The organism is Bradyrhizobium sp. 134 (assembly GCF_023074155.1).
Lineage (GTDB): Bacteria > Pseudomonadota > Alphaproteobacteria > Rhizobiales > Xanthobacteraceae > Bradyrhizobium.
Window position 1 is genome coordinate 137932 of the sequence record NZ_JADPKX010000017.1, and the last position, 26422, is coordinate 164353.

Here is a 26422-nt window from a genome sequence, read left to right on the forward strand (position 1 = left end):
GGAATATCGGGCTACATTCACGATTAGGTTAATTGCCCGCTGTCGTAGACTTGGAGCGTCGCGACATCCAAGCGCCGGTGGGAAGCCAAGGCATCCACCGTCAGCTTACCCGCGACGATTAACTGCATCGGCCGCCGCTCAATCAACCCTGCCTTGCCGAGTAGCCGTCGCAAATAAATCGCCTGAAGGACAAGCTTATGACGTTGATCGACAAGGCCCTGCTTTACAGTTGTCTCTGCCACGTCCCTGCAAGTAACGGTTATGAGCTGTACCGCACGCTCTATCGTTAGGAGCAATTCGATGGCCGCGGGTCCAAAATGATTACGAAAATCATCGAGAGTGAGTTCGCCGTCCCAGGCCGGTGGCGCGCGTAACGAAATGAAGTCCAAACTGTGATCCATTGGCAATCCTCATGTTGGAGGGCCGGATTGACGCGCCACCTCGGTCATTAAGCCCATGTGCCCTTGTCGTCAGGCGGACGGCTACCTTCGTAAGGAGCGTCTTGAAAGCTGCTTACGTCATTGCTGGACCGATGGTACGAATGATGTTGTTCCCATACGGCGGCCGATCGGAATGTCGTCGACCTGCGTCGCTGACTGGAGGTGCGGAGCTTTGACCTGACGTTGCGTTACAGCCCGCTCGCCCATTCGGTATTCCGATCAGCGATTTTTGCATCGATTATCGACCCTTGTTCGCTCTCCGGTGTAGAAGCAGGACCCGGACGCCGCCGAGTCGACGATCCACGAAGACTTCATTTGGACGGTGTTCGTCGTGGTCGCCGACAGTGCGACGTCGAAGCATTACCATTGTCGAAGCGTTGCTTTATGAATCCTATGCGGCTCTGACACTTGCTACAAAACGGCTCACTTCGTCCTGGAGCACCCGCAGCTTGCCCGTTAGGCGCGCACTCGATCCGAGGACGGTGCTCGCCACCTGTCCGGTTTCAGACGTGGCGGTGTTGACATCAGAGATGTTCTGCGACACCCGGTTCGTGCCGGACGCGGCATCCCGCACGCTTTGCGCGATGGCTTGCGTCGCGACACCTTGCTCCTCAACTGCCGAGGCGATCGAAGACGATATCTCGTTGACCTCGGTTATGGTCGCAAGAATGCTCTGGATGTTGCCGACGACCGATGACGTCTCGGCCTGTATCGACGAAATCTGTGCTCCGATTTCGTCGGTGGCCTTGGCAGTCTGCGTCGCGAGCGATTTCACTTCGGCGGCAACGACTGCAAAGCCCCTCCCCGCTTCGCCGGCACGCGCCGCCTCGATCGTCGCGTTCAGCGCAAGCAGGTTGGTCTGCGCGGCAACCTGGTTGATGAGTCCGACGACCTCACCGATCTTGGAGGCCGCCATTGCGAGCCCTTGAACGGTCGCGTTCGCCCGCTGCCCGTCAGTGGCAGCCTTGTCAGCAACCTGAGCCGCCTGTGTTACGCGATGGCTGATCTCGGTGATTGAGGCTGACAGTTGACTGGCGGCCGAGGCGACCATTTGCACGTTCTCGGAGGCCTCGTGACAAGCATCAGCGACCGAGTGTGCCCGTCCATTGGCATGATCGGCGCTCGCCGACATGCTCTCGGCGGCCTTCTGCATTTCGCTCGCTTCGTCAAAAACCTCGCGCACGACGGTTTCGACGCTTGCCTGGAACTTGCCGGCGAGCTCGACCATCGTCCTGCGCTTGTCTTCATCCGCCTTTTGTTTGAGCTCCTGTTGTTCAGTATGCATTTGACGGACGGCGGCCGCGTTTTCTTTGAAGACACGCAGAGCCCGGGCGAGACTTCCGACCTCGTCGCGACGAGTCGTGTACGGGACTTCGAAATCGTCCTCACCCGAAGCGAGCTTCTCGGTAAGAGAGGTGATCGTGAGGAGCGACCGCGTTACGCTACGACTGATCGCCAGAGAAATAGCGAGCACCAGAACGACGACACCAAGGCAAATCCACGCGAAGGTCCATGCCGTCTGCCGAAAGATCGCATCGATATCGTCGAGGTAGATACCGGTGCCGATGATCCAGCCCCAGGGCGAAAATCCTTTGACGTAAGACAATTTTGAGACCGGCTGATCGGAGCCCATTTTGGGCCAGAGGTACCCATAGAAGCCGCCCCCCTGTTTCTGTACGATGTCGACAAAGCCCCGGAAAAGATAGTTGCCGGCCGGATCCTTGAAATCGCCGACCGGCTTACCATCGAGCTCAGGCTTGGCCGGGCTCATGATCATGTGCGGGACCATGTCGTTGATCCAGAAGAACTCGACCTTGTCGTATCGCAGCCCCTTGATCTCAGCGAGCGCGGCTGCCTGCGCCTGCTCCCGGCCAAGCTTCCCATCAGTTTCGAGCTTATAGTAGTGCACCAGGATGCCGTGCCCGACATCGACCATCTGCTGAATCTTGGCCTGTCGATCGGTCATCATCTGGCTGCGGATGTTGTAGAGCGCGATGGGCACCAGGGCGATCATTCCCGTGAGCGCGACAGCAATGATGACAAGAAACTTGGCTCTCAGACCTCGAAAAGACATGGGGCTCTCACGACCGGAAAAATGATCGCCAAACTACGCAGCCCCTCTTACCGGTGGCTTAAGTACCCGACCATTGCTCCAGCCGATGCATGCTTTTGAGCCTGTTTGGCAGGATTTGTACGCTGGACGCGCTTGCGCCCGCGACGTCTCTCTTTCCCAGACTAGCCTCCGCCATCACGCCAATTCTTTAGGCTTCGTCTGAAGCAGAATTGGGCAACTCGCGGCGGGCTGCATTGCTTTGAACCTGTTTGGCAGGAATCCCGCGTCAGCGAACGTTGTGACTCGCCAAAGCCAAATCTAGCGTCACGCAATTGCAGGGAGAGCGAGCTATGCCGATAGGAACGTCGCAGAAAATTCCAGTCACCGTTCTCACTGGCTTTCTGGGATCGGGAAAAACAACGTTGCTCAACCACTTGCTTGAGAGCGATGTGCTGGCGGAGTCCGCCGTCATCGTTAATGAATTCGGAGCGATCAGCATCGATGCCGAATTGGTCGTCGGCGTCGACGAGGAGATCCTGCAGATCAACAACGGATGCATCTGCTGCACTGTGCGGAAGGACCTCGTTTCGACTATAACCACTCTGCTCTCCGGCAAAAAGCCGATTCGCCGGATCCTCATCGAAACGACCGGGCTTGCCGATCCCGCACCCGTCATTCAAAGCTTCATCGTAGATGAAGTCCTGTCGGAAGCCACCACGCTCGATGCGGTCGTCACGGTGATCGATGCCGTCCATATTGACCGTTGGCTTGCCGACCAAAGCTCGGGCGAAAACGTCGCCGCGGAGCAAATCGCGTTCGCCGACGTCGCGGTGATCAGCAAGCGCGATCTGGTCGACGATGCCGCGTTCGCTGCATGCGAAGCAACCGTTAGAGGCATCAATCCGATGTCGCGCATCATTCCTGCCGTCAACGGCCGTGCCGAAATCGCCTCGATCATCGACGTCAAGGCCTTCGACTTGAGGAACTGCCTGGCGATTGAACCGCTGCTGCTCTCCGAACTCGAGCACGAGCACGATCTCTCCGTTGTCAGCGTCGAGGTTCGCGAAGACCGCCCGCTGGACGGTCCGCGCTTCTTCCGCTGGCTCAACGCCTTTGTTCAACAGAACGGCAAAACGCTGCTGCGCTCGAAGGGCATTCTCTCTTTGGAAGGGGAAGCGCGCCGCTGGGTGTTTCACGGTGTCCACATGACGCTTGAAGGTAGGCCAGGCCGGCCTTGGGCAAGGAATGAATCTCGCTCCAGCGCGATCGTGTTCATCGGAAGAGAGCTCGATCCGGCTCGAATTCGCAACGACATCGCCGAGCTGGTCTACTCCGGCAGAAGTCTGGTCGCTTAGCACCCACCCAATCAAGTTCCAACGGGAGAAGAATAGGATGACGCCCCTACTCGCCTTGACCATAAGCATCGCCATGCTCGGTGGTGTTGACACCTACTTGACTGCGACTTTCCTGCCCATTCCGGTCTGGGTCACATTCATCGCCTGGGCCTCGTTCTTCGCCTGCGGAGGCGGGTCGGCCGGCTTTATCAAATCGGTCGCGTCGAACTGGACTGGGGTTTTCATATCCAGCTCTTGCCTGCTCGCCATTGCGGCGGCTCCGGGATCGGCTGCCTTTGCCGCAGTGAGCGTAGGTCTGGGCAGTGGCGCGATGATTCTCGCCTCCTCCCATCGGGCATTGGGATTTCCGCCCGCCATCGTCTTCGGCTTTGCCTCGACCGTCGGAACGGTCGCCGCGACGGGACGTCCGATTACGGATGCGAGTATCACCAACCCCGCGTTGATTGCGGCATTTTCCATACTGGTCGGAGCCACGTTCGGCTTCGTTTCCGAGAAATTCGCCGACGTTCTGGCCACGCGCCGGGCTACGGCCTAATCAAGCGAGAGGAAAGCACTTATGAAATTGCAGCACTATCTCGGCGGCCTTGAAGGGCTCGATCCGATATCACTCGAAACGCGCGTCTTCGTGGAGGCCTGGGAGGAGAGGATTTTCGGTATTCACACCGCGATGATGGCGTTGAGTCCCCAACTCGGCCTCCCTGCGACGCCGAGCAAGTTCGGAACCGTCTGGACTTGGGCGGATCTCCGCAAGGGCGCCGAATCGATGAACCCGTTCGACTATTTTAAGTTTCGATACTACGAAAAATGGCTCGGCGGCATCTCCGCTTACTTCGTAGCCAACGGCTATATCACCCAGGCGGAGCTGGACGCTCGCACCAAGGATTTCCTGACCTCGTCGCCGGCAGTGCCCAAGGGCGGCGACGCTGCGGTGGACGCTCGCGTGCGGACATATCTGCTGGTCGGCGACGATCCGAAACGGGATCGGTCCGCTCCACCACGATTTGCGCCGGGCGACGTAGTTCGGGTCGCCAATCCGAACTCTGTCGATCATACCCGCGTGCCGGGCCATCTGCGGAGCAAGCAAGGCGTCATCGATAGCGTTTATCCCGACGCCTACACCTATCTTTGCGATACCGGCCCCGACGGCATTGGCGAGGCGATGCCGGTGTACTGCGTCAAGTTCGATCCAGAGGTCCTATGGCCCGGTAACACCGAGAAGCACTTCACTTTCTACGCAGATCTCTTCGAGGCTTACCTCGAGCCTGCGAACGCATCCTGAGGAGAGCCCACAATGCAACGCTTTGAATATCCCACGGACCGTGAGACTGCGAATGCCGCGCGTGCGCGCGCACTCGAATCCCTTCTGATCGAGAAAGGCGTGATCACCAGCGAGACCGTCGACAAGATCATGTCGATCTTTGCAACTGAAATGGGCCCCTTCAATGGAGCCAAGCTTGTCGCCAAGGCCTGGGTCGACCCGGCGTTCAAGACGCTTCTGACCGAGGATACGATGGCCGCGGTTGAGAAGATGAACTTCGTCACCAAGGGCGCCGGCGCCGAAGGTGAGCATATGCGCGCGGCGATCAACACGCCGGAGGTGCACAATCTCATCATCTGCACGCTCTGCTCATGCTATCCTTGGCCAGTTTTGGGCTTGCCGCCCTATTGGTACAAGGACCCTTCGTTCCGCGCACGCGCCGCGCGCGAACCGCGGAAGGTGCTGAGCGAATTCGGCCTGGATATTGATCCCGGCAAGGAGATCAAGACCTGGGACAGCAGCGCACAAATCCGCTGGTTCGTCGTTCCCGAGAGGCCTGCCGGCACCGATAGCTTCAGCGAGGAGCAGTTGGCTGCTCTCGTCACGCCGGAGTCGATGATGGGCGTCAGCATTGTAAAACCGCCGGCTCCTTGAAGAGTTTCAAGATGCAGACAAATTTCGAGCATTTCGCTTTGGGAAGCATGTTGGGGAAACCTGACATGCCGCCCAAGGACAATGGCAGCCTCTGCTTCGGCGCAGAATGGCAGCGCCAGGCATTCGGCATGGCGCTGGCCCTTTCCAAACAGGGTGTATTTGAATGGGATGACTTCCGGTCGGAGATGATAGCAAGCATCGCCGCATGGGAAGCTGTCCACGAAAGCACCGACCCCAGTTGGGACTACTATGAGATCTGGCTCACCGTATTAGAACGGATGGTGCAGCGGTCTGGCCTCATTGGCGATCCAAACGAGGCATCTCCCTAGACTTGTCCGATTCCGTTCGTCGCCAGGATCGCGCCAGCGGGCCTTACACTTGGCAGGTGCGCGTCGGCGCCGTCGGAAGAGAAGCAGCGAATTGCGGATCTCACACAAGTCGACCCGCCGCTTCTCCTTGGCGCAGGATTGATATCCCCAAGCTCCGTTGAGTATGCTCCCGCGTGCGGGTCCCGCGAGAGTGTCGTCGTGTGCCGGCCCGTGAATAATGCGTCACCGATCGGAACAACGCGACAAATCATATCTGCGGAATTGGACCAGCACCCGTGCAAAGAGTCCGAATACCGCGCAAGTATGGCCGAAATTGACGCACCCGAGGTGACTGGTCGGAACGACAATTGCATGAATTTTGAGCCCACTGAGGATCAATGATGCGCATCGCCCTACTCGCCCCGCCTGGTGTTCAGTCGCTCGACATTGTCGGCCCCGCCGAAGTGTTCTGGGAAGCGGCAAGACGGCTGGGAGACCCTGGCGCTTACACCGTTCAAGTCATAGCCGGCTCGGCCGACCCCGTCCTTGGCACTGGTGGCCTGCGCTTCCTGGCTGACCGACATATCTTTCAAGCGGATGAATCGATCGACACGCTTCTGGTCGGCGGCGATCCGTCGTTCGAGACGATTGACCCTTCTATTGTGCAATGGCTGCGCCGGCGCGCAGGTACGGTCCGCCGGCTCGGCTCCGTCTGTACCGGCGTCTTCCTGCTCGCTGCGGCTGGCTTACTCGACGGAAAACGGGTGACGACGCATTGGGAATGCGCAAATCGCCTGCGGAACGAGTATCCCGATCTCAATATCGATTCGGACCAGATCTTCATCAGGGACGGCAATCTCTGCACCACCGCCGGCGTCACCGCCGGCATGGACCTGGCACTTGCGCTCGTCGAAGAGGATTATGGTCGAGACCTGGCACTCATCGTCGCGCGCTACATGGTGATGTTCCTGAAACGCCCGGGCGGACAATCGCAATTCAGCGCCCACCTCGCCGCACAGATGTCCGGCAAGACCAAGATTCAACAAGTGCAGCAATACGTCCTCGACAATCTCGCAGCGCCGCTCTCGGTCGACAGCCTGGCCGAACAGGCGGGTATGAGCGTGCGGAATTTCGCACGCGTGTTTCGCCAGGAAATGAACATGACGCCTACCGAGTTTGTTGACGCGGCAAGGCTGGATGCTGCGCGCCTGCTTCTCGAAGACGGCGGAAAATCGCTGCAGCAGATCGCCGCACGCTGCGGCTTTGGAAATGCCGACGGCATGCGGCGAGCCTTCGTCCGGAACCTCGGCGTAGGTCCGGGCGAATACCGCCTTCGTTTTCGAAGTGCGTGGGCAGGTACAAGTCACGCCCCGCAACGCCACACACAGCCCAGCCGTTCATAACTGCTAGAACGCTTGGCGACGGAACATCGACCGTCCGCATGCGTCATCGCGACCTGCCGCTGCATTGTCGCAGCCGCGCGGCGCCGTTCCACTTTTTGCGATCGATGTCTTCGACGATTACAGACCCAGCGCTGGCCGGCGATCAAAATGGCCGATGTCGACGTAACTTTGGCCGCTGCCTTCCGCACGGGCATTCTATAGTTACGACACTGAACACTTTGTTGGATCAATGACAGGCAAGCCTGACGGTCGGCACTGAAGCCGACTGCGGGCAACGGATCGTCATGGCCGCAGCAGGCCCGCGAGCGTCGAAAGTCGAGGCATCTATCGATGGCGAACGTCGAGACATCATCTTCTGACTCGCCACGCGAACACAATGAGGAAGTCAAGCCAACTCTGCGGGTCGGCATTATCGTCATCAATGGATCAAGCGCGATCGACTTCATGGGACCAAGCGATGCGTTCCATGAAGCCAACAAATCGAACGCGTCGTCGATCCGCTACCAGGTCGACCTCATCGGCCTGCCGCCCGGTCCCATCATTGGCTCGTCCGGCATTCGCACGCTGCCGGACAGGATTATCGGACCGGACCTGGAAGCGGCCTACGACACGATCCTCATTGCAGGCACTCAAGAATTTCAACCGTTCGAGGGCGATCAGCTTCTGATCGACTGGCTCATACGAAACGCCCCATCAGTTCGGCGCGTTTGCGCAACCTGCGCCGGAACGTTCATCCTGGCATCAGCCGGTCTCCTCAACGGGCGGCGCATCGCCACGCGCCATGACCACGCGAAGCAGTTTGCGCAAATGTATCCGCAGGCTCGCGTAGAGCCAGATCGGCTCTTCGTTCGCGACGGCGCCTACTATACCGCGGTCGGCGGAATGGCCGGCATCGACCTGTGCCTCTATCTCATCGAGAACGATTGCGGCCGGCTGACATTCCTCGATGTCGCCCGGATGCTGGTCGTTTTCCTGAGGCGCCCTGGCAATCTACCCCAGGTCAGTGAATTCCTGAAAGCACAGTCGATCCACAACACCCAGATCAGTCAGGTGATGGACTGGGCGCTGGACAATCTCACCGCCGATTTGTCCGTCGAGGCGCTCGCCAAACGCGCAGCCATGAGTTCGCGAAACTTCAGTCGCGCATTCACGGATGAAATGATGACCACGCCCGCGCGCTTTGTCGAAAACATCAGGGTCGAAGCCGCGCGGATCTTGCTGGAAACCACCCCATTATCCATTCAACAAATCGCCCATCGGGTCGGGTTCGGCAATCCTGCAAACATGCGGCGCGCGTTTGTTCGCGCTTTCCAGGCTCCACCCGCGGAGTATCGGCACAGCGTTGAACGCCCAGAACAGCGGTCTGTGCGGTCGATCTTGTTGAAGGCCTGAGAGATAGGGCAATGACAAACAAAATCAACGTCACCGGAGTGGTTCAGACGCGATGGCGAATTCCCAGCATGTTCCACAGAAAGCAAGTATACTGGCGACGTTTTCTCTCTTGATCGCCGCCAACGTGGCGCTCTGGATATGGACCCTGCAGGCCCTTAAAGGCCGCCCCGAACTGCTTGGCACGGCGTTGCTCGCCTACGTCTTCGGCCTGCGCCACGCATTCGATCCCGACCACATCGCGGCGATTGACAATGTCGTGCGCAAATTGATGCAGGATCAAAGGCCATCGATGTTGGTCGGATTTTATTTTGCGCTCGGCCATTCGAGCATCGTGATGTTGGCCTCGATCGCGATTTCCGGGACGGCCGTATCGCTGGATATCAGCGCCCTCGGAGACTTCAACCTGATCCGGACACTGGTGTCCGCCTTCTTCCTGCTGGCGATCGGCCTGGCCAACTACTTCATTCTGAAATCGATATGGGCGACCTTCATCCGCGTGAATCGCGGTGAGAACGTCGCCAGCGAGCAGTTCGACCCACTGATGGCGGCGCAAGGCCCACTCAACCGGCTGTTTCGCCCGCTGTTCAATATCGTGACCCGCTCCTGGCACATGTTTCCAGTGGGGTTCATGTTCGGTCTTGGCTTCGATACCGCCACCGAAATCGGTCTATTCGGAATATCTGCGACGCAGGCCGCGCAAGGCACGTCGTTCTGGACGATCCTTCTGTTCCCTCTGCTCTTCGCCGCGGGAATGACGCTGATGGACACGGCCGACAGCGTCTTGATGACCAGCGCCTACGGATGGGCGTTTGTGAAGCCGATCCGCAAGCTTTGGTACAATCTGACCCTGACGACCGTATCTGTGATCGTCGCGATCTTCATCGGCGGCCTCGAAGTGCTGGGCCTGGTCAGCGACAAGCTAGGCCTCGACGATGGCGCCTGGAGCATCGTCCGGAGCTTGAACGCTCATACGGACAATCTCGGCTATGTCGTTGTCGCGATCTTCATCCTGAGCTGGATCTGTTCGGCGCTCCTGTACCACTTCGGGCGCTTCGACGATCTCCACGCCAATCAGGCAGCACCATGACAGCCCAGTACCTCTACGGATGGGCTGCATGCTGCCCATCCGACACTTTTTAGCCTTAGCTTGGGGGACAGTCTTTGAGTAACGAGATCAAGGTATGGATCACACGTCGGTCCGGCATCAGCAGCTCGTGTTGTCGTATGGGCGCGACGCTGGTCGCAGCGTTTTGCTTCGAGACCATCGCGCCATCGGCCGGTCAGACAGCGCCCCAAACGGAAAGCGCATCCGGCACTCTGCCCCCGGTATTAGTCTCGCCGCCACCCAAGAAAAAACTCTCGCGCGACGATCAAAATGCCACCCAAGGCGGTAACGCGCGTCGGCGGACTGCTATCGTCCATACGCCGCGCCCTGATCATTCGTATGAGCCCAAGGCCTCAGACGGTTCTTCTCCCACGCCCCTTAACAGCAATGCGGTTGCGAGCAGCGCCAGCAGGCTCGGCCTTGCCGTCCGCGACACGCCCGCAACGGTCGAGGTCGTTGGCGACAGGACGATCCAGGAACGGGGCTACCGGACAGTCTCGGACGTTGCCCAGGGTGCGGTAGGCGTCACGTCAGGTGACAATCCGGCCGAACCTTCGGCTTTTTCGATGCGCGGCTACACGAACAGCCAGATCAACATCCTCTACAATGGCATCAAGATCGGCCCGCAAAACATGACGTCGCGCGTCATGGATACGGCCAATCTCGGAGCGGTCGAATTCCTGAAAGGACCAGCTTCACTGATGTCCGGAGAGGGAGCGAGCGGCGGCGCGATCAACTTCGTCACCAAGCAACCGCACACGGGAGCGATCCGGAACGAGGCCGATTTCTCTTATGACTCGCTGAACTCGTTCCGTAGTCACTACGGCTCCGGCGGCAGCACGAATGTAGACGGCCTCGATTATCGGTTCGACATCAGCCGCTCGTCACTCAACGGCTTTGCAGACGATACCACCACCAAGACGCTCGACGGGTCGGGCCAGCTCAACTACCGCGTCAGCGACAATCTCAAGCTCTGGGGGGCCATCGAGTACCGAGAGGATCGCTCAAAGGCCTATTGGGGCGCGCCGCTGGTTCCGGTCGCCTATAGCGGCTCCCATGCAACGACCGACATCGCCTCCGGCAGTTACGTCTCGAACTACAATGGAACCAATCTCGGTCCGGTGACCATCGACAATCGTACCTTCGATACCAACTACAACGTCCTCGATAACCGCAATCTGGCGCAGGAAGTCTGGTTGCGCGGCGGCTTCGAGCTCAAGCTCGCGCCCGGCCTCACCCTCAAGAGTCAGGCTTACGCCTATGGCGCTGAACGCTCGTGGTTCAACAACGAAGTCGAGGCATTCAATGCTAGTTCGAATCTAGTCGATCGCGAGCGCTTCTACGTTGCACACAGCCAGCGGCTTGCGGGCAACATCACGGATCTGACCTGGGATGCAAACATCGCCGGCTTCGATAATCGCCTGGTGATGACGTTAGCCGCAAGCGACCTCAATTTCGTCCGGCCCGGAGCGGGCAACTTCCCGCACGATCTGGTGTCTCTGGTCGATCCCGTACGCGGCTACTATGGTCTGCTCACGACACAGCAGCAGACTGCACGGATCGACAACGAAGCGCTGTCCTTCGAGGACCGGCTGAAGCTAACGGACAGCTTTGCCCTTGTCGGTGGCCTGCGCGTCGAGCATATCGGCCTCGATCGCAATTCGACCGACGTGAATGGCCAGGAAAAGGCGAACTTCCCGTTCTCAAAGTCCTGGTCGCCGGTAACGGGTCGCATCGGCTACACCTGGGAGGCTGTTCCGGGCCTGACCTTCTTCAGTCAGTACGCGACCGGCGCTGACGTCTCGGCGAACAACATCTTCCTGCTGGCGCCGACCCAGCCGCTCGATCTGACGACCTCGCGGACGTATGAGACCGGCGTGAAACATCTCTTCTGGGACGGTAAGGCCGAGTGGTCGTTCTCCGCTTACGATATCCTGCGCAAGAATGTGTATGCCGCGGGCGGCGGCATGCAGCTCAACATCGCTGGCCGTCAGGAGTCAAAAGGCGTGGAACTCGCGGCCGCCATCCGCCCGATTGAGGCGTTGCGGCTGTGGGCCAACATCGCCTATGTCGATGCGCGATACGCGGACTACAACTTTGCGGGTGGTTCGTTCTCGGGTAACATGCCTCCGAACGTGCCGCGTATCGTTGCCAATGCGGGAGCGTCGTACCGCTTCTTCACGCCGTGGCCTGTCGAGCTCGGCATCATCGGCCGTCATGTCGGCGACCGATACAACACCGATGCAAACACGGTGACCTTGAACGCCTACACGGTGGCCGACGTCTACGCTTTCGTCGACATTCCAAAGACGGTGTTCAACGCCGTCGACCAGACCCGGCTGTCCTTCCGGGTCCGCAACATTGCCGACAAACGCTATGCGATCTGGGGCGACCCGTTCTATCCGGACCAGGTCCTGCTGGGCGCGCCGCGCACCTACGAGGTCTCGACAGCGTTCAAATGGTGAGGCGCTGAACGCATGATGGATGCGCTCGTCCTGCTGCACCGCTGGCTCGGCATCGCATTCTGCCTCTTGTTCGCGATGTGGTTCGCGACGGGGATCGTCATGCACTTCGTTCCCTTTCCGTCGCTAACGGAAACGGAGCGCTTTACGGGCCTCGCGCCCGTAGATCGCACGCAAGTCGCTGTCCTGGTCAGCGACGCCGTGGCCGTCAGCGGCATGGCAGACGTCAGACGTGTCCGCCTGATACAGCGCAGCGATGGGCCGATTTACATCGTGTCGGGGCCTTCGCGGCTACGGGCGATCCAAGCCTCCGATGGAACCGACGCAACGGTGATATCAGACGTTCTAGCGCTCGCCGTAGCGCAGGACTATGCCCGCAATCGCGGGAAACAGGCGCCGCGCGCGGTCGTCGTCGCGCGCTCCGATTACGATCAGTGGAGCGTGCCCAATGGCTTTGACCGCCATCGCCCGCTGTTTCGCGTTGCCCTTGGCGACGCCGCGGGGACTGAGATCTATGTTTCGTCCAGCACGGGCGAAGTGGTGCTGGATACGACGCGGAGCGAGCGCTGGTGGAATTTGGCAGGCAGCGTATTGCACTGGATCTATCCAACAGCGCTTCGCATCAACTGGTCGCTGTGGGACAAGATCGTGTGGACGCTGTCACTGCTCGGGTTGATCGCGGCTTTGTCTGGGGCCTGGGTTGGCATCGTGCGCACGAGAGCGCGACAGGGAATGGCTATCTCCCCGTATCGCGGCTGGCATGCGATTCATCACGTCGCCGGCCTGCTATCGATGATGTTCATTCTCACCTGGATATTCAGTGGCTGGCTTTCCATGGATCACGGTCGGCTGTTCTCTGGTGGCCAGATGACCAAGGATGAGACCGATATTGCGACGGCAGCTCTGCCATGGGATGCTTTCGCGCCGGCTCGATGGGAGCCGATCTCGTCGTCGACGAAGGAGGTGGAATGGTTCGGCTTTAACGGTCATCCTTATCGACGAGATCGGATCGACCTCGATCGGCAGATCATGGTCGAGATCGACGCGGACTCAGGCGATCGAACGGGTTTCTTGGATTTGCGTGAGATCGAACTGCTCCTGGCACGTCTTTCTGCCAACTGCGATGTCCCTTCGCCTCTCGGCGAATATGACGCTTATGCCGCGACCTCCGCAATGCCGGGCGCTCCCGTCTATCGTTGCAAATGCCGCGATGTATGGTTCGATATCGATAGCGCAACGGGCGTCGTGCTGCAACGATTGGATCGGTCTCGACGCTCCTATCGTTGGCTCTACAGCGGGCTGCACACGCTGGATTTCCCGATCCTATTGGCGCATCCATCCCTCCGAAGCGGTCTCATTGTTGGCCTGTGCTCATTCGGCTTGCTTTTCTCGCTAACCGGCATCGTTTTGGGTTCGCGTCGATTGCGCCAAGTCGTCTAGAATTACGGGTTTGAGCTGGTTCGATGAGCATTCTGCTACTGCCTAACCAAAGGAAAGTCGTGGCCAACCAAACCCAATTCGGCCAACGCCGGATTCGTGCCCTTGCTTGACAAGGTTGCCGACGTCGCCGGGTCCAATCGCAAGCCCGATCACGTCCGCTTTCGAACCTTGGGCCTGAAGCAGGAATGACGAGAAGTCCGGCGTCGCAAGCGGTGTGTAGACTGATCCCCGCACCTGACCGCCCCCGTCTCGACACCGGCCGTCGTATCCTTCACAAGTGAGCGACCAAAAGCGTAGTCGGCCGCAATGAGGAACGAGGATTTCTTGCCGGTGCGAGCCACCGCCTCCGCCGTTGCCTTGCCGGCCGCTTAGGTGTCCATTGCCCAATAGGCCGCGTAGGGGCAAAGCCCTCCGGTCAGCTCGGTCGACAGGGCTCCGGTCACGATCAGGAGCTTTTCTGCTGGCGCGAGATTTCCTGGACCGCCAGTGCAACCGCGCTGTTCGGAATATCGATGATCAGGTCGACCCCATCGCGCTCGTACCATTGACGCGCGATGGCGGCACCTATATCGGCCTTGTTCTGATGATCGGCGTAGATGACTTCGACCTTTTGACCAAAAAAGCGGCCCGAAATCCGCGACGGCCATTTCGACCGCCTCAAGCGTCTTTGTTCCGCCGGCATCGGAGTAGACGGAGGATCCGTCATTCATGACTCCGATCTTGACCGGGAACTCAGTGCCAGCCGAGGATCGAATTGGTGCAAGCGAACACGTCGTCACATCATGAGCGCAGCAATTGCGCCGGTCAGCCCTGATTTCCAATGCACCGTTGCCCTCTTGGATATGCGTTGGTTTGCTCTCCGCGCTTGTGGCGCCGGTCGTCTCGTCCAGAGACGGCGACTGCGGCTTTCCGAAGTGATCGGCTATCTCTCGAGGAGCAGCTTTCTCGCCTCGCTTGGCGAAGCCGGTCTCGATCCCTGTCGCGTCACAATCTGGGCCGCCTCCTCGACGAGTTCGGCGTTGCTTGAAGCGAGCTTTCCCTTGGCAATGTAGAGATTGTCTTCCAGACCGACCTGCACGTGACCACCGAGTTCGCACGCCGCGGCCGCGATCTTGAACTGGTCGTGCGCGATGCCAAAGGCGCTCCACAGCGCGCCCGGCGGCAACAGGCTACGCATCAATTGCAGCACATCGGCCTGGGCGGGAGCGCCCCAGGCAATGCCGAGACAAAACTGGAAGAATGCCGGCGCCTTAAGCACGCCGACCTCCAGCAGGTGCTTGGCCAGCCGGATGTGCCCGAGGTCGAAGACCTCGATCTCCGGCTTGATCCCGGCATCCGTTATCGTTCGCCCCATGAACTCGAGATCGTTGACGAGGTTGACCATCGCGATCCGCCCGAAATTGAGCGTCGCAACGTCCAGGCTGCAGATTTCCGGCTTGAGCTTGAGGATGTGGTCGAGCCGCTGCTGCGGCGTCATCGGCGGATTTACCCCAGCGGCCGCCTGGAGCAGCAAACCATCGGGAGCGTAGAGCGAGCCCGGTCCGCTGGTCAGGTTGATGACGACGTCCGTCGCGGACGACCTGATGCGCTCCACGACCTCTGCGTACAGATCGAACTCAACCGACGGCGCGCCGGTCGCGGGCTCGCGCACGTGAATGTGCACGACGGCGGCGCCAGCCTTTGCGGCATCGATCGCCTGATCGGCGATCTGCTTTGGCGTGGCCGGCACCGCCGGGCTCTTGCCCACGGTGTCGCCCGCCCCGGTCAACGCGCAGGTGATGGTGGTCGGATGCGCCATGGCCTCGCTCCGCCTCGGTGCTATTCGCGCGCGGCATCGATCAGCACGAACGCAACCCTGCAGATCTGATCGGAGCGATTCGACCATGCATGGTTGGTGCCGCGCTGAATCAACACGTCGCCGGCCCGCATGAGCGTCTCTCCTTCGTCGAGCATCGCCCAGATCCTCCTTCCAGGACGATCGCGTAGTCCAGCGTATGCGTCTTGTGAAAGAAGAAGTGCCGCGCCTTGGTGTCGAAGGCTTCGGGACTGCCGATTCCGCGCCTGAACTCCTCGAGCTTCTCGCGGGAGTAGAGGCGATCCGGCGGGAATTCGGCGATGCGCAGCACGTTGCCGCTTGCGGTCCGCAGGTGCAGTCTCCTTCTGCCGCACGATATCTGCAGGCGTCTTGTCTGCGACCCAAATGACGGTCCCGGCCAGACCGGGCGTCCCCGGCACGACGCTAACGTTGGGGGCCGCGTCATCCGAGACAATGACGGAGCGGCCATCAGCGCGGTGTCCGGTCACGATGCGTCGAACGGGTCTGGCCATGATCGATTCCCGAATTGGATTGAATGATGGGGCGCGCAACGGCGTGCCCCCGACTGTTCGATGCTGCTCACCAGAACTTGTTGCGCTTCTCCGGCCACCAGCGCTTCTCTTCCGGAACGATCTTGGAACGGAGCGTGCCGATACGGGAGACTTCGAGCTCTAGGACGTCGCCGGCCTCGAGTTTGCGGCCGATCTCCAGGCCGGAGCCGTTGCCGACCGTACCCGAGCCAAACAAATCTCCCGGCTGCACATATTCCGAGATCGACATGTAGGCCAGCAACTCGCCGGGAGACCAGACGGTTTCCTTGCTGTTGCCGCGCGAGCATTCCTTGCCGTTGATGCGAACCGCCATCTCGAGATCGTCGAGACGGCCCATCTCGTCCATCGTCACGGTCCAACGCCCGATGCCGAAGGCGAAATCCTTGCCCTTTCCGGGACCCATGCCGATCTTTCCCGCCATAGAGGCCACCGAACCAATTTGGTGGCGCTGCTGCAGTCATCGGCGAGAAGTTGTCCAGTAACATTCTGCGTGAGGCAATGCGCCCCCGATCGGCGTCCAAAGGGGTGGGATTCTACTTCACGCCGGGTCATTCGAGTATCGTCATGCTGACGTCAATTGCGATTTCCGGGGCCGCGTTGTCGATGGACATCAAGCTTTCGAGGACTTCAACCTGATCCGTAATCTCGTGTCGGCCCTCTTGCTATTGACGATCGGGCCGGCCAACTACTTCCTCTAAATCGAAGCGGTCGATACCAAGCCGTCCGGTTCTACGCGAAGGGCCCGCAAGGAGAGCTCGATTGCTTGTGGGGGCGCCATGCGCAAAGCATCTCGCGACAAGGTAAGTGCCGGTCCCTTAAAAAGACGACGGCCGACGGCGTCTGCCGACGCAATCCCACGGGCCTCCCATCCGCCCTGCCTCTGATAGCGGCGCATTGGCGCACCTCATCCGACGTCCGAGTTGGGGCCAGAGGACTAAACCGCTCGCGCGGTAGAACGCCGCGGATGGCGACACGGTGAAGCAATCGGCGGCAGCTCATGGCGACGAGCGGTGCTATTCCCCTTGGCGATGATTGGATAATCGAGAGCCTGCTGACCTGAGAGTTCGCGGCGCAGCACGCCAATTACTCAAGAGCCGACTCGCTCGCGGCATTCTCGACCGTGATTGTGTGCGCCATCGCGCTCGTTGGACCCAGTCCAGGAATCTCGACGCAAGCAGAGTTACAAATGCGATGATGCTCTTGACGAGCAATTCGAAAGAGTTTCGGCTCGGCAGCTCAGAAGGCTTTGCAGGTCGATAGAGATCAGTTTGCCTCTTGAGATTCGAATATCAGGGAACTCACGTCTAGATTGTGTGGTGTGGTATTTTTACTACGGCCAAGTCCTTGAAAGTACGGGTGCCGCCAAACATTAAATCCCCCTAACGACGCCATTGATCGTCTGAAGGTTGCTTGATGCGACTTAGATCCATCACGAGGCAACGTCCCACGTCCCCCAGCGCGGTTTCCTCCTTTGGAGGCTTTCGGACGCCGGCCCTCGGAGCCCGCGGCACCCTCACTCACTGGGCCGGCATCCGAAACCCTTCACGAAGCGGACGTCATTGAAAATCAGCGTCTTGCTCACGACATGCCAACCGGCGCACCTGAGAAGTTCGGCCCCTACGCCTGGTCGCCCCCCGCAACTGGCAAGACCGATCCAGTTATATAGCTCGCCTCATCCGAAGCCAGAAATAGGATCGGTGCGGCTTGCTCATCGATCGTGCCGTACCGCTTGAAGAAGCTCGATTCCTTCACTTGTTCGACGACCTCGGCCATCCATCGCTTTTCGTCCAGCGTGTCACCTTCCGCGTTGCGTGCCACGCGGCGCGGCGGCGCCTCGGTGCCGCCGGGCGCGGTCGCGATGACGCGGATGTTGCGCGAGGCGTATTCCATCGCCAGGCTCTGGGTGACGGCGTTGATGCCGCCCTTCGCCGCCGAGTAAGGCACGCGATGAATTCCCCGGGTCGCGTTCGACGAGACGTTGACGATCGTTCCACGGCCGCGCTCAAGGAGGTGCGGAAGCACCGCACGGCAGCACCACAATGTCGGCATCAGCGAACGCCGAATCTCGGCCTCGATCTGTCGCGGTTCGAACCGGTCGTACGGCCGCATCCGGATCGCGCCGCCGACGTTGTTGATCAGGATGTCGATGGCGCCGAAGCGGCTGGCCGCCTCGGTCATCGCGCCCAGCGCCCCATCGTAGGTTTCGAGATCGCAGACGAAGCCGCGCCCTCGGGCGCCCGCTTCCGCCGCGACGTCTTTCACAAAGTCCGCGCGATCGACGAACAGGACCTTGCCACCCTCGGCGGCGGCGCGCAACGCCACGGTCCGGCCAATGCCCTGCGCGGCGCCGGTCACGACCAGTGTCTTGCCGGCGAAGCGGTTTGCGAAGATCATGCTGCCACCGCTTCGGTCGCCGAGAACTTCTCATAGAAGAAGTGCGAGGGGCTGACGCCCTTCTCCGTGAAGAAGACCCGCACCGCCTCGACCATCGGCGGAGGACCGCACAGATAGACATCGCAATCGCCCGCGTTGAGATGTTCGTCGGCCAGATGCGCGGTGACATAACCCTTGAGCGGATGCGAACTGTCTCGGTTGGCGACGCAGGTTGCCCATGTCAGGGTCGGAAGCTTCCTGGCGAGCGCCTCGATCCGCTCGATCTCAACCAGGTCGCCGTCGTTGGTGACGCCGTAGATCAGGTGCACCGGCTGATTGGTGCCCCGGTCCGCAAGGACTTCCAGCATCGACAGGATCGGCGCCAGTCCCGTGCCGCCGGCGAGCATGACGACCGGGCGATCCACCGCCCGCAGGAAGAAGCTTCCCTGCGGACCGACGAACGTCATCCGGGCACCGGTCTTAGCGTCCCTGGCGAGCCAGCTGCTCATCAGACCGCCCGGCACGTTGCGGATGAGGAAGCTGGCTTCGGTCGCTCCGACCTTCGAACTGAAGGAGTAGGAGCGGTGCACGCTGGTGCCCGGCACCGAGAGATTCACGTATTGGCCCGGAAGGAATCCGAGCGCGTCGGGCTTGTCGAGCTTGAGCTTGAGGATGATGGTGCTGTCCGAGATGAGTTCGACCGAACTCACCTCTCCGCCATGCTCGGCTGGCTTGACCTTGCAGGCTCCGGACGGCACTGGAACGGCGATGACGCAATCCGAAGACGCCACCATCTGGCAGGTCAGCACCATTCCCTCTTCGGCTTCCGCTTCGCTCAGGGCATCTTCGAGATACTCGTCGCCGAGATCGTATTCGCCCTGCTCGCAGCGGCATTTGCACGTGCCGCAGACGCCGTCCGAGCAGTCCATTGGCAGATTGATCTTGTTGCGATAGGCCGCATCGAGGACTTTCTCGCCCTCGTTGCAGTCGATGAAGCGGGTAGCTCCGTCTTCGAAATTGAGTGCCACGCGATAGGTCATGTCTAGCCTCCGGTCGTCCAGACGAGCCGCATCAGATGTGATAGATGTCGATCACCTGGTGGATGTAGTCGCTCTTGAGGACGACCTTCTTCGCCACGATCCGTGGGTCTTCGCCGTTCGTATCCAGCGTGTAGAACGCGGTGCCGAAAAAGCTGTCCGTTTTCTTGTAGCGGTGACTCAGCGTGTGCCAGTTGAAGCGCAGGTCGACCTCGCCGTCGCGCTCCTCCACGATCTCTATGTTGGAGATGTTGTGGCTGGTCCGCGGCTCCGGCGTGCTCGCGCCGGAGCGCTCGGTCTTGATCCGAAAGACGCGGTCCTCCAGTCCGTCGCGATTAGGATAGTAGATCAGCGAGATATCTTTCTGAGGGTCCTCGACCAATTGGTCGTCGTCGTCCCAGGACGGCATCCAGAAGTCGACGTCGGGCGAATAGAGCTTGATCCATTCGTCCCACTGCCGGTCGTCCAGAAGGCGCGCCTCGCGATAGAGAAACGACCTGATCTGTTCGAGATCGAGCTTCACCGAAGGCGAAAGGGCGGCTGCCGCGGCGGTCATGCTGCTTCTCCCTGCATCGGGACGACGGGGGATGCGTTGCCGCCATTCCGGAGGATCGCCTTGCGAAGTGAATTCGCCCAGAAGTCGTGCTGGCGCACGAACAGGCCTTCGTCCTCGCTGCGTTCGCCGCTCAGAAGCGGCTTCAAGCCGATCGCCTTGGCGTTTTCGTCCGGACCATCAATCCAGTGCACGGCACCCCGGCTGAGATCGTTCCAGAGGTCTCCAGCGCCGACATAGGCCGTCTGGCAGGCCCGAAATTCTTCAAGATCGTCAGGCGTGCCCATCCCCGAGACGTTGAAGAAGTCCTCGTACTGCCGGATCCGGATCGCCCGTTCCTGCGCGTCCTCGCCCTTCGGCGCGAAGCAGTAAATCGTAACCTCGGTCTCATCGACGCTGATGGGGCGCACGACGCGAATCTGCGTCGAGAACTGGTCCATCAGGTAGACGTTCGGGTAGATCCCGAGATTGCGGGTCTGGCTCACGATGAAGCCGGCGCGGTCCTTGCCCAAGCGGGTTTCAAGTTCGTCCTTGTGGTTGAACACAGGACGGACCTCAGGATTGAGAAGGTTGGTCCACAGCAGGATGTGGCCGTTCTCAAAGCCGTAGACGCCGCCTACGCTCTTGGACCAACCGTTCGCGTCGACCGTCTTGGTCCCCTCGTTCTCGTAGTTGCGGCGGCCCATGGTCGCTGAATAGTTCCAGTGGACCGAGCTGACGTGATAGCCGTCGGCGCCGTTCTCCATCTGGAGCTTCCAGTTGCCGTCGTAGATGTAGGAGGAGTTGCCGCGCAGCACCTCGATGCCGTCGGATGCTCCGTCGACGATCTGGTCGATTACGGCTTTTGCGCCACCGAGATGATCCTCGAGCGACGGGACGTCCGCGTTCAGGCTGCCGAACAGGAAACCCCGATAACTTTCGAACCGCGGCACCCTCGCCAAGTCGTGCGAGCCCTGGGTGTTGAACGAGGCCGGATAGTCGCCGGTCTTGCCGTCCTTCACCTTCAGCAGCTTGCCTGTGTTGCTGAAGGTCCAACCGTGAAAGGGGCATGTGAAACTGCCCTTGTTGCCATGCTTGCGCCGGCACAGCATCGCGCCGCGGTGGGCGCAGGCGTTGATCATGGCGTGGAGCTCGCCGGCCTTGTCTCGGGTGATCATGATCGGCTTGCGGCCGATCCAGGTGCCGAAATAGTCATTATTGTCGGGGATCTGGCTTTCGTGGGCCAGGAACACCCAGTTGCCCTCGAAGATGTGTTTCATTTCGAGTTCGTACATTTCGGCATCGGTGAAGATATCGCGACGGCACCTGAACAGTCCGCGCTCCTTGTCCTCGACCACCGCGCCGTCGATGCGCTCCAGAATCGTCCTCATCGTTCCTCTCCTCTTGGTTTTCGCTTTCGTTTTCGCGTCGGTCTTTTTGGCCGAGGACTATGCCGCCTCGGCGCGCTGTCGGGACGAGAAGTGCTCGTCGGCGCCGTCAGAGGCGCGCTGGAGCTGGAAATCGAAATTGATGTAGGCGCTGTCACCTTGGCGTTGCGGCATCGGCAGCAGACCGTCGCGGGTGGCAAAGGCGAAGTCGTCGGCGGCATGCGGATCGTCGCCGAAATTGATCTGTGTCGTCAGCTTGCGATAGCCGGGCGCCTCGATGAAGAAATGGACGTGCGCGGGACGGTGACCGTGGCGGCCGATCGCCTTCATCAACGTATCCGTGGCGCCGCCTTCGGGCACGGAGTACCCGTTCGGCATCTTGGAGTGGAACGAATATTTCCCGTCCGGACCGAGCTTGATGCGAGCGCGATTGTTGAAGGGGGTCTGTTCACGCGTCGGGTCGAAGTGTGAGTACCAGCCCTGCGAGTTGGCGTGCCAGACGTGCACCACCGCATCCTTGACCGGCTCACCGTCCGGACCGGTGACGCGGCCTCTCATGTAAAGGCTGCCGGTCTCGTCGGCGTCCTTGGTCAGATTGACGTCGCCTTCCTCGAGCGGCGCTCCCGCCACATAGAGAGGCCCCTCGATCGTGCGCGGCGTGCCGCCCGTGAGTCCGGCTTCCGCATCTTTCGCGTCCATGAAGAGGTCGAGGAAGTGCTCCAGGCCAGACCCCGGCACCAGCAGGCCGTATTCCGACGCGCCCTTTTGCATGAAGTTCACCGCGCCCCAGAACTCGTCCTCACTGATGTCGTGGCGGACGATGATCTCGGCGCTGGCCTCGACGATGTCGCGGACGATCGCCTTCAGGCGGGCATCGCCGCCCCGTTGATTGAGACCGGCGGCCTTGTCGAGCAGGGCCTGGACTTCCGGGGTCTTCACAAAGCTCGCATCCATGTCGTTTCTCCCTTGGTTTTAAGGTCCGCTGCGCGGACATTCGTGGTTCGAAGCGATTAGCGGTCGTCCTCATGCAGCGAGGACGGGTGCCGGCAGAGCGGCGTCACCTCCATTTCCATGAAGCGGTAGAGCGGCAGGCTCGTCAGGATGTCGTGAAGCTCGGAATGGCTTTCGACGTCGAAGATGCTGACGTTGGCGTAGTGACCGACTACGCGCCAGATATGCCGCCACTTGCCGGCGCGCTGCAGTTCCTGGAAGCGCTCCTTCTCGCGCGCCTTCAGGCGCTCGGCTTCCTGCTTGTCGAAATCTGATGGGATCTGAACATTCATCCGGACCATGGTCAGCATGGCTCAAGCTCCCTTTGTCGCAACGACATGCAGGGTCGGCGCCGTACGGTCGCGGCGGAAACGGGCGATCTTGTCCTCGTCGAGCGCGATGCCGAGACCGGGCCCGGTCGGTACAGCCAAGGTGAAATCGGCGTAGTCGAGCGGCTCGGCGAGGATATCTTCCGTGAGCAACAGCGGGCCGAATAGTTCGGTGCCCCATGCGAGCTTCGGAAAGGTCGCGAAGAGGTGGGCGGAGGCTGCCGTGCCGACACCGGCCTCGAGCATGGTGCCGCCATAGAGGCTGATACCGGAAGCTTCAGCGATCACAGCGACGTCGCGCCCGGCATGTAGGCCGCCGGATTGTGCGATCTTTACCGCGAACACGCGGGCCCCCGCGTTCGCGGCGACGCGAAAGGCATCCCGTGGCCCGTGCAGCGCCTCGTCCGCCATCAGGGGGATGCCGTGGCGTGCGGACAGACGCGCCATGGCCGCGAGCGCGTCGCGCGCGACCGGCTGTTCGACCAAGTCGCAACCGGCGTCCTCCAGCATCCTCATGCCGAGGTCGGCCTGAGCCTCGTCCCATCCCTGATTGACGTCCACGCGGACGCTGCCGCGGCTTCCGACGGCCTTCTTGATCGCCGCCACGTGCGCCACATCATCAGCCACGCTGCGCTTGCCGATTTTCAGCTTGAAGATCGAGTGCCGCCTGGCCTCGATCATCGCCTCGGCTTCCTCGATGTCGCGCCCGGTATCGCCGCTCGCGAGCGTCCAGGCGACCGGCAAGCGATCGCGCACGCGGCCGCCGCCGATCAGTTCGGAGACGGGAACGCCAAGCCGCTTGCCGGCGGCGTCAAGCAGCGCCGTCTCGACCGCGCATTTGGCGATGTGGTTGCCGACGACGCTTCTGACGACTTTCGCCATCGTCTCGGCAACGCGGGAGACGTCGCAGGTCTTCAGGATCGGAGTGATGTAGGTGTCAATCGCGAGCTTGATGCCCTCGGGGCTTTCGTCACCGTAACTGAGGCCGCCGATGGTGGTGCCCTCGCCGATTCCGACAACGCCGTCGGCACAGGTGATCCGTACGAGCACGATCGCCTGGCTGCGCATCGTGGCCATGGCCAGCACGTGAGGCCGGATGGTGGGCAAATCGACGATAAAGGTATCGATATGAGAGGACTTCATAATCACCGGCGCTTCCTGGATTTCTTAATTCTTGGCTAAAAAAAATAAGGGCAGCGCGTAAGCGCTGCAAAGACCGATTGGGTTTACAAATTATACCTTAAGGGTATAGTGAGACATGGATCTCAGGCAGCTGCGCTATTTCGTGACGGTCGCCAACGAGCGCAATTTCTCGCGCGCAGCGGACCGGCTGCACATCGCGCAGCCACCGCTGAGCCGGCAGATCCAGCAGCTTGAGGGCGAAGTCGGGGCCGTACTGATCGACCGCTCGTCGCGGCCGCTCCGGCTCACCGAGCCGGGCCGACTTTTCTACGAACAGTCGATCCAGGTGCTCGCGCGCGTCGAGGAGATGCGCACGATGATGAAGCGCACGCTCAAGATCGAGAAAAGGCGGTTCGTGATCGGATTCGTAGGCTCGGTGCTCTACGGACATCTGCCCGAGCTCATCCGCGAATTCAGGCGCGCAGCGCCGGAGGTCGAGCTCCATCTGGTGGAACTCGTCACGCTGGAGCAGATCGCCGCCCTGAAGGAGGGCCGCATCGACGTCGGCTTCGGGCGCGTGCGTTTCGACGATACCGAGGTCCGTCGCATCATCCTGCGCGAAGAACAGCTGGTGGCCGCGCTGCCGATGGATCATCCCCTGGAAAAGCAGAGCGGTCCCGTGTCACTCGAGCAGCTCGCGTTAGAACCGCTCATCCTCTATCCCCGCGCCCCCCGCCCCGGCTACGCCGACCAGGTCATCGCCCTTTTCCACGATCGCGGGCTCGAACCCCGTGTGGCACACGAAGCGCGCGAACTTCAGATCGCGGTCGGGCTCGTCGCGGCGGAGGAAGGCGCCTGCATCGTCCCGGTTTCGGTGCAGAAATCGCGCGTCGAAGGCGTCCGTTACAAACACCTGGTCGAACGGGCCACTTCACCCATCATTATGAGCCACCGCCAAGGCGACAAGATGCCAGAACTCGGGGTGATGGCCGAGGTCATCGCCCGGATGTACCAGGTTTGGGGCTATGACGTTCCGGACGCGCTGTTGCGTTTCGAAATCGGCCCGTGATCGACTGGCTGATAAGTTTGCCCTTACGAGCCTCCCGCCGGCGAATTCTGCGGGTAGATGTCCCTTAAGGGTCATTCGCACCCTCCCGACCATCCAGTTGGACTAATAGCGTGTTCCGGATTAGGAACGAACTGGAGCGAGCTCGGCCATGGGTTTGACCAAAGTCTTGCGGCGAAGCCGATGTCGCGATTTGGCGCCGCGGGTGCATAAGCTTCAATCAAAATGCGGCTCACTCCAACCGACTACGACAAGATTGCGTCGCGCTACCCAGCATCAACGAGCGGCCGTGGAACGCCCTTTACGAACGCCCGACGACACTGGCCCTTTTACCTGAGGTTTGCGGCAAGGACGTTCTCGACGCTGGCAGCGGGGCCGATTGGTTTGTCCGGAGTGGAGCCCGAGTTGCCGCCGCGTGCGTGTGATGAGGCGACGTAAGCAATGTGCGGGATCTTTTGTGCAGCGAAACGTTCGGCCTGGTGCTTCCTCGCTTGTGCTCAACTACCTTGCGGACCTGACGCAGACATTTCAGGAATGGTCTCGCTTGCCCAGGCCTGATGGCGTGCTCGTTTTCTCAGCTCATTACCTGGCTATCTCTGTTCGAGCTTGATTGAAGAGGAGTGGGGCTGGCTCGGCGAGAAGATACTTGCCGATTCGGTGGAGCGTTAGGTGCCAAGAGGTGGCACCGCGTTCCCCGGCCGACCGAGCGACCGCTGCCGGCGCCGCGGAGCCATCATCGATCTTAACCGGACCGGGCAATGCCCAAGTCCGAGCTGGCATCAGCAAAGTCAGGAACCGCATGAATGTGCGGGTGACTGTTAGTCAGACTTGCCGAGAGCTTTCAAGATAAAGCGGATCTGGTTCCGCAGGCCTGCTTCTGTAACTTCGCCGTGTTTAACGCCGTAATCGATCAGAATCGGATGGAAGAACGGCACGAACGCAGAGTTGACCGCTCGCGCTGCGTCGGCGGCATCCTCAACCTCGAACTCTCCGGTTACGATGCCCTCGCGTATGATCGATTCGAAGATCGCGGCCATCTGCTCGGTATGGGCCTTGATGACCGGCCAATTCTCCTCAGTCGCGACGACAATCAGGTCATGCATGTGCTTTTCCCTGAGCAGCGTCATCCTGTTGTGGTGGTGAATAGCCGTAAGCGCTTAGCCGCAACCCTATTGAGGCTGGCTTGACGTTTTGCGGAATCGCCACGGCATGAGGTCTTCGATGCGGCTATGGGGATGGCCGTCGATGATCGTCTCGAGTGTTTCGGCGATGTAGGCGGCCGGGTTGACGTCGTTGAGCTTGCAGGTGGCGACGATCGAGGCGAGCAAGGCCCAGTTTTCGGCTCCGA

At 60.5% G+C, this 26422-nt stretch carries 26 protein-coding genes; 11 read left to right on the top strand and 15 right to left on the bottom strand.

The genetic code is table 11. The features are described 5' to 3' along the window. Window positions 1–23: 23 nt before the first annotated feature. Together IVA75_RS07440 and IVA75_RS07445 are read right to left on the bottom strand one after the other, a co-directional pair. On the bottom strand, window positions 24–401 hold the full coding sequence (locus IVA75_RS07440) for a hypothetical protein (protein WP_247282279.1): 378 nt from the start codon (window positions 399–401) through the stop codon (window positions 24–26). A gap of 430 nt (window positions 402–831) precedes the next feature. Further along, window positions 832–2514: a cache domain-containing protein gene (locus IVA75_RS07445; RefSeq protein WP_247282280.1), complete on the bottom strand. Its 1683-nt coding sequence runs from the start codon at window positions 2512–2514 to the stop codon at window positions 832–834. A gap of 329 nt (window positions 2515–2843) precedes the next feature. On the opposite strand from IVA75_RS07445, the gene IVA75_RS07450 reads away from it, so the two are divergent. The 10 genes from IVA75_RS07450 (at window position 2844) to IVA75_RS07495 (ending at window position 13870) form a co-directional block, all read left to right on the top strand. Further along, window positions 2844–3848 (top strand): GTP-binding protein, encoded by a 1005-nt coding sequence (locus tag IVA75_RS07450; RefSeq protein ID WP_247282281.1) that lies wholly within the window; start codon window positions 2844–2846, stop codon window positions 3846–3848. Between the two features lie 37 nt (window positions 3849–3885). Further along, window positions 3886–4383, top strand: a complete 498-nt coding sequence (locus IVA75_RS07455; RefSeq protein ID WP_247282282.1) for a DUF1097 domain-containing protein — start codon at window positions 3886–3888, stop codon at window positions 4381–4383. 21 nt (window positions 4384–4404) lie between these two features. Beyond that, window positions 4405–5127, top strand: a complete 723-nt coding sequence (gene nthB / locus IVA75_RS07460) for a nitrile hydratase subunit beta (RefSeq protein ID WP_247282283.1) — start codon at window positions 4405–4407, stop codon at window positions 5125–5127. 12 nt (window positions 5128–5139) lie between these two features. Next, window positions 5140–5760 (top strand): nitrile hydratase subunit alpha, encoded by a 621-nt coding sequence (nthA, locus tag IVA75_RS07465; protein ID WP_247282284.1) that lies wholly within the window; start codon window positions 5140–5142, stop codon window positions 5758–5760. Between the two features lie 11 nt (window positions 5761–5771). Next, window positions 5772–6089 (top strand): nitrile hydratase accessory protein, encoded by a 318-nt coding sequence (locus IVA75_RS07470; protein WP_247282285.1) that lies wholly within the window; start codon window positions 5772–5774, stop codon window positions 6087–6089. A gap of 380 nt (window positions 6090–6469) precedes the next feature. Then, the gene (locus IVA75_RS07475) at window positions 6470–7471 is read left to right on the top strand and encodes a GlxA family transcriptional regulator (RefSeq protein ID WP_247282313.1); all 1002 of its coding nucleotides are present in this window, start codon (window positions 6470–6472) and stop codon (window positions 7469–7471) included. 330 nt (window positions 7472–7801) lie between these two features. Then, window positions 7802–8863: a helix-turn-helix domain-containing protein gene (locus IVA75_RS07480; protein WP_247282286.1), complete on the top strand. Its 1062-nt coding sequence runs from the start codon at window positions 7802–7804 to the stop codon at window positions 8861–8863. A gap of 52 nt (window positions 8864–8915) precedes the next feature. Further along, entirely contained in the window at window positions 8916–9950 is a 1035-nt protein-coding gene (locus IVA75_RS07485) for a HoxN/HupN/NixA family nickel/cobalt transporter (RefSeq protein WP_247282287.1), read from the top strand. Window positions 9951–10126: 176 nt separating this feature from the next. Continuing rightward, complete coding sequence (locus IVA75_RS07490) at window positions 10127–12433, top strand: TonB-dependent receptor (RefSeq protein ID WP_247358876.1); 2307 nt, start codon at window positions 10127–10129, stop codon at window positions 12431–12433. Window positions 12434–12445: 12 nt separating this feature from the next. After that, on the top strand, window positions 12446–13870 hold the full coding sequence (locus tag IVA75_RS07495; RefSeq protein WP_247282289.1) for a PepSY domain-containing protein: 1425 nt from the start codon (window positions 12446–12448) through the stop codon (window positions 13868–13870). Between the two features lie 445 nt (window positions 13871–14315). Here the strand turns inward: IVA75_RS07495 and IVA75_RS07500 are convergent, their stop codons facing one another. The 11 genes from IVA75_RS07500 to IVA75_RS07545 form a co-directional block, all read right to left on the bottom strand. Continuing rightward, the gene (locus IVA75_RS07500; RefSeq protein ID WP_247282290.1) at window positions 14316–14576 is read right to left on the bottom strand and encodes an ABC transporter substrate-binding protein; all 261 of its coding nucleotides are present in this window, start codon (window positions 14574–14576) and stop codon (window positions 14316–14318) included. 216 nt (window positions 14577–14792) lie between these two features. Further along, the gene (locus tag IVA75_RS07505) at window positions 14793–15668 is read right to left on the bottom strand and encodes a 3-keto-5-aminohexanoate cleavage protein (RefSeq protein ID WP_247282291.1); all 876 of its coding nucleotides are present in this window, start codon (window positions 15666–15668) and stop codon (window positions 14793–14795) included. A 20-nt stretch (window positions 15669–15688) separates the two neighbouring features. Next, window positions 15689–15823, bottom strand: coding sequence for a hypothetical protein (locus IVA75_RS40115; protein ID WP_256465068.1), 135 nt, complete (start codon window positions 15821–15823; stop codon window positions 15689–15691). Between the two features lie 442 nt (window positions 15824–16265). Next, the gene (locus IVA75_RS07510; RefSeq protein ID WP_247282292.1) at window positions 16266–16640 is read right to left on the bottom strand and encodes a fumarylacetoacetate hydrolase family protein; all 375 of its coding nucleotides are present in this window, start codon (window positions 16638–16640) and stop codon (window positions 16266–16268) included. 1214 nt (window positions 16641–17854) lie between these two features. Beyond that, window positions 17855–18631 carry a benzoate diol dehydrogenase BenD gene (gene benD / locus IVA75_RS07515; protein WP_247282293.1) on the bottom strand — a complete coding sequence of 259 codons (777 nt, stop codon included), beginning with the start codon at window positions 18629–18631 and terminating at the stop codon, window positions 17855–17857. Then, complete coding sequence (gene benC / locus IVA75_RS07520) at window positions 18628–19650, bottom strand: benzoate 1,2-dioxygenase electron transfer component BenC (RefSeq protein WP_247282294.1); 1023 nt, start codon at window positions 19648–19650, stop codon at window positions 18628–18630. The genes benD and benC overlap by 4 nt, the downstream gene beginning before the upstream one ends. A 31-nt stretch (window positions 19651–19681) precedes the next feature. Further along, window positions 19682–20203 (bottom strand): benzoate 1,2-dioxygenase small subunit, encoded by a 522-nt coding sequence (benB, locus tag IVA75_RS07525; protein ID WP_247282295.1) that lies wholly within the window; start codon window positions 20201–20203, stop codon window positions 19682–19684. Further along, complete coding sequence (locus IVA75_RS07530) at window positions 20200–21570, bottom strand: Rieske 2Fe-2S domain-containing protein (RefSeq protein ID WP_247282296.1); 1371 nt, start codon at window positions 21568–21570, stop codon at window positions 20200–20202. Before IVA75_RS07530 ends, benB begins: the two co-directional genes overlap by 4 nt. Window positions 21571–21627: 57 nt before the next feature. Continuing rightward, on the bottom strand, window positions 21628–22521 hold the full coding sequence (locus IVA75_RS07535; RefSeq protein ID WP_247282297.1) for a dioxygenase: 894 nt from the start codon (window positions 22519–22521) through the stop codon (window positions 21628–21630). A gap of 56 nt (window positions 22522–22577) precedes the next feature. Continuing rightward, on the bottom strand, window positions 22578–22868 hold the full coding sequence (catC, locus tag IVA75_RS07540; protein WP_247282298.1) for a muconolactone Delta-isomerase: 291 nt from the start codon (window positions 22866–22868) through the stop codon (window positions 22578–22580). A 3-nt stretch (window positions 22869–22871) separates the two neighbouring features. Next, window positions 22872–24029: a muconate/chloromuconate family cycloisomerase gene (locus tag IVA75_RS07545; protein WP_247282314.1), complete on the bottom strand. Its 1158-nt coding sequence runs from the start codon at window positions 24027–24029 to the stop codon at window positions 22872–22874. Window positions 24030–24144: 115 nt separating this feature from the next. On the opposite strand from IVA75_RS07545, the gene IVA75_RS07550 reads away from it, so the two are divergent. Continuing rightward, complete coding sequence (locus IVA75_RS07550) at window positions 24145–25077, top strand: LysR family transcriptional regulator (protein WP_247282299.1); 933 nt, start codon at window positions 24145–24147, stop codon at window positions 25075–25077. An 815-nt stretch (window positions 25078–25892) separates the two neighbouring features. On the opposite strand, the gene IVA75_RS07555 is transcribed toward IVA75_RS07550, so the two are convergent. Both IVA75_RS07555 and IVA75_RS07560 read right to left on the bottom strand, forming a co-directional pair. Continuing rightward, window positions 25893–26219: a hypothetical protein gene (locus IVA75_RS07555; RefSeq protein WP_346658411.1), complete on the bottom strand. Its 327-nt coding sequence runs from the start codon at window positions 26217–26219 to the stop codon at window positions 25893–25895. Window positions 26220–26243: 24 nt separating this feature from the next. After that, a partial coding sequence (locus IVA75_RS07560; protein WP_247282315.1) for a transposase domain-containing protein occupies window positions 26244–26422 on the bottom strand: 179 nt, incomplete at its 5' end.

Bases quoted from the DNA above. Each gene is read 5' to 3' on its own strand.
- catC (WP_247282298.1), bottom strand. From the start codon at position 22,868: ATGCTGACCATGGTCCGGATGAATGTTCAGATCCCATCAGATTTCGAC.
- IVA75_RS07530 (WP_247282296.1), bottom strand. From the start codon at position 21,570: ATGAGGACGATTCTGGAGCGCATCGACGGCGCGGTGGTCGAGGACAAG.
- IVA75_RS07550 (WP_247282299.1), top strand. From the start codon at position 24,145: ATGGATCTCAGGCAGCTGCGCTATTTCGTGACGGTCGCCAACGAGCGC.
- IVA75_RS40115 (WP_256465068.1), bottom strand. From the start codon at position 15,823: ATGCTCGACGAAGGAGAGACGCTCATGCGGGCCGGCGACGTGTTGATT.
- nthA (WP_247282284.1), top strand. From the start codon at position 5,140: ATGCAACGCTTTGAATATCCCACGGACCGTGAGACTGCGAATGCCGCG.
- benB (WP_247282295.1), bottom strand. From the start codon at position 20,203: ATGACCGCCGCGGCAGCCGCCCTTTCGCCTTCGGTGAAGCTCGATCTC.
- IVA75_RS07450 (WP_247282281.1), top strand. From the start codon at position 2,844: ATGCCGATAGGAACGTCGCAGAAAATTCCAGTCACCGTTCTCACTGGC.
- IVA75_RS07480 (WP_247282286.1), top strand. From the start codon at position 7,802: ATGGCGAACGTCGAGACATCATCTTCTGACTCGCCACGCGAACACAAT.
- IVA75_RS07545 (WP_247282314.1), bottom strand. From the start codon at position 24,029: ATGAAGTCCTCTCATATCGATACCTTTATCGTCGATTTGCCCACCATC.
- IVA75_RS07510 (WP_247282292.1), bottom strand. From the start codon at position 16,640: ATGGGTCCCGGAAAGGGCAAGGATTTCGCCTTCGGCATCGGGCGTTGG.
- IVA75_RS07445 (WP_247282280.1), bottom strand. From the start codon at position 2,514: ATGTCTTTTCGAGGTCTGAGAGCCAAGTTTCTTGTCATCATTGCTGTC.
- IVA75_RS07535 (WP_247282297.1), bottom strand. From the start codon at position 22,521: ATGGATGCGAGCTTTGTGAAGACCCCGGAAGTCCAGGCCCTGCTCGAC.
- IVA75_RS07455 (WP_247282282.1), top strand. From the start codon at position 3,886: ATGACGCCCCTACTCGCCTTGACCATAAGCATCGCCATGCTCGGTGGT.
- IVA75_RS07440 (WP_247282279.1), bottom strand. From the start codon at position 401: ATGGATCACAGTTTGGACTTCATTTCGTTACGCGCGCCACCGGCCTGG.
- benD (WP_247282293.1), bottom strand. From the start codon at position 18,631: ATGATCTTCGCAAACCGCTTCGCCGGCAAGACACTGGTCGTGACCGGC.
- IVA75_RS07495 (WP_247282289.1), top strand. From the start codon at position 12,446: ATGATGGATGCGCTCGTCCTGCTGCACCGCTGGCTCGGCATCGCATTC.
- IVA75_RS07485 (WP_247282287.1), top strand. From the start codon at position 8,916: ATGGCGAATTCCCAGCATGTTCCACAGAAAGCAAGTATACTGGCGACG.
- IVA75_RS07470 (WP_247282285.1), top strand. From the start codon at position 5,772: ATGCAGACAAATTTCGAGCATTTCGCTTTGGGAAGCATGTTGGGGAAA.
- IVA75_RS07505 (WP_247282291.1), bottom strand. From the start codon at position 15,668: ATGGCGCATCCGACCACCATCACCTGCGCGTTGACCGGGGCGGGCGAC.
- IVA75_RS07475 (WP_247282313.1), top strand. From the start codon at position 6,470: ATGCGCATCGCCCTACTCGCCCCGCCTGGTGTTCAGTCGCTCGACATT.
- IVA75_RS07500 (WP_247282290.1), bottom strand. From the start codon at position 14,576: ATGACGGATCCTCCGTCTACTCCGATGCCGGCGGAACAAAGACGCTTG.
- nthB (WP_247282283.1), top strand. From the start codon at position 4,405: ATGAAATTGCAGCACTATCTCGGCGGCCTTGAAGGGCTCGATCCGATA.
- benC (WP_247282294.1), bottom strand. From the start codon at position 19,650: ATGACCTATCGCGTGGCACTCAATTTCGAAGACGGAGCTACCCGCTTC.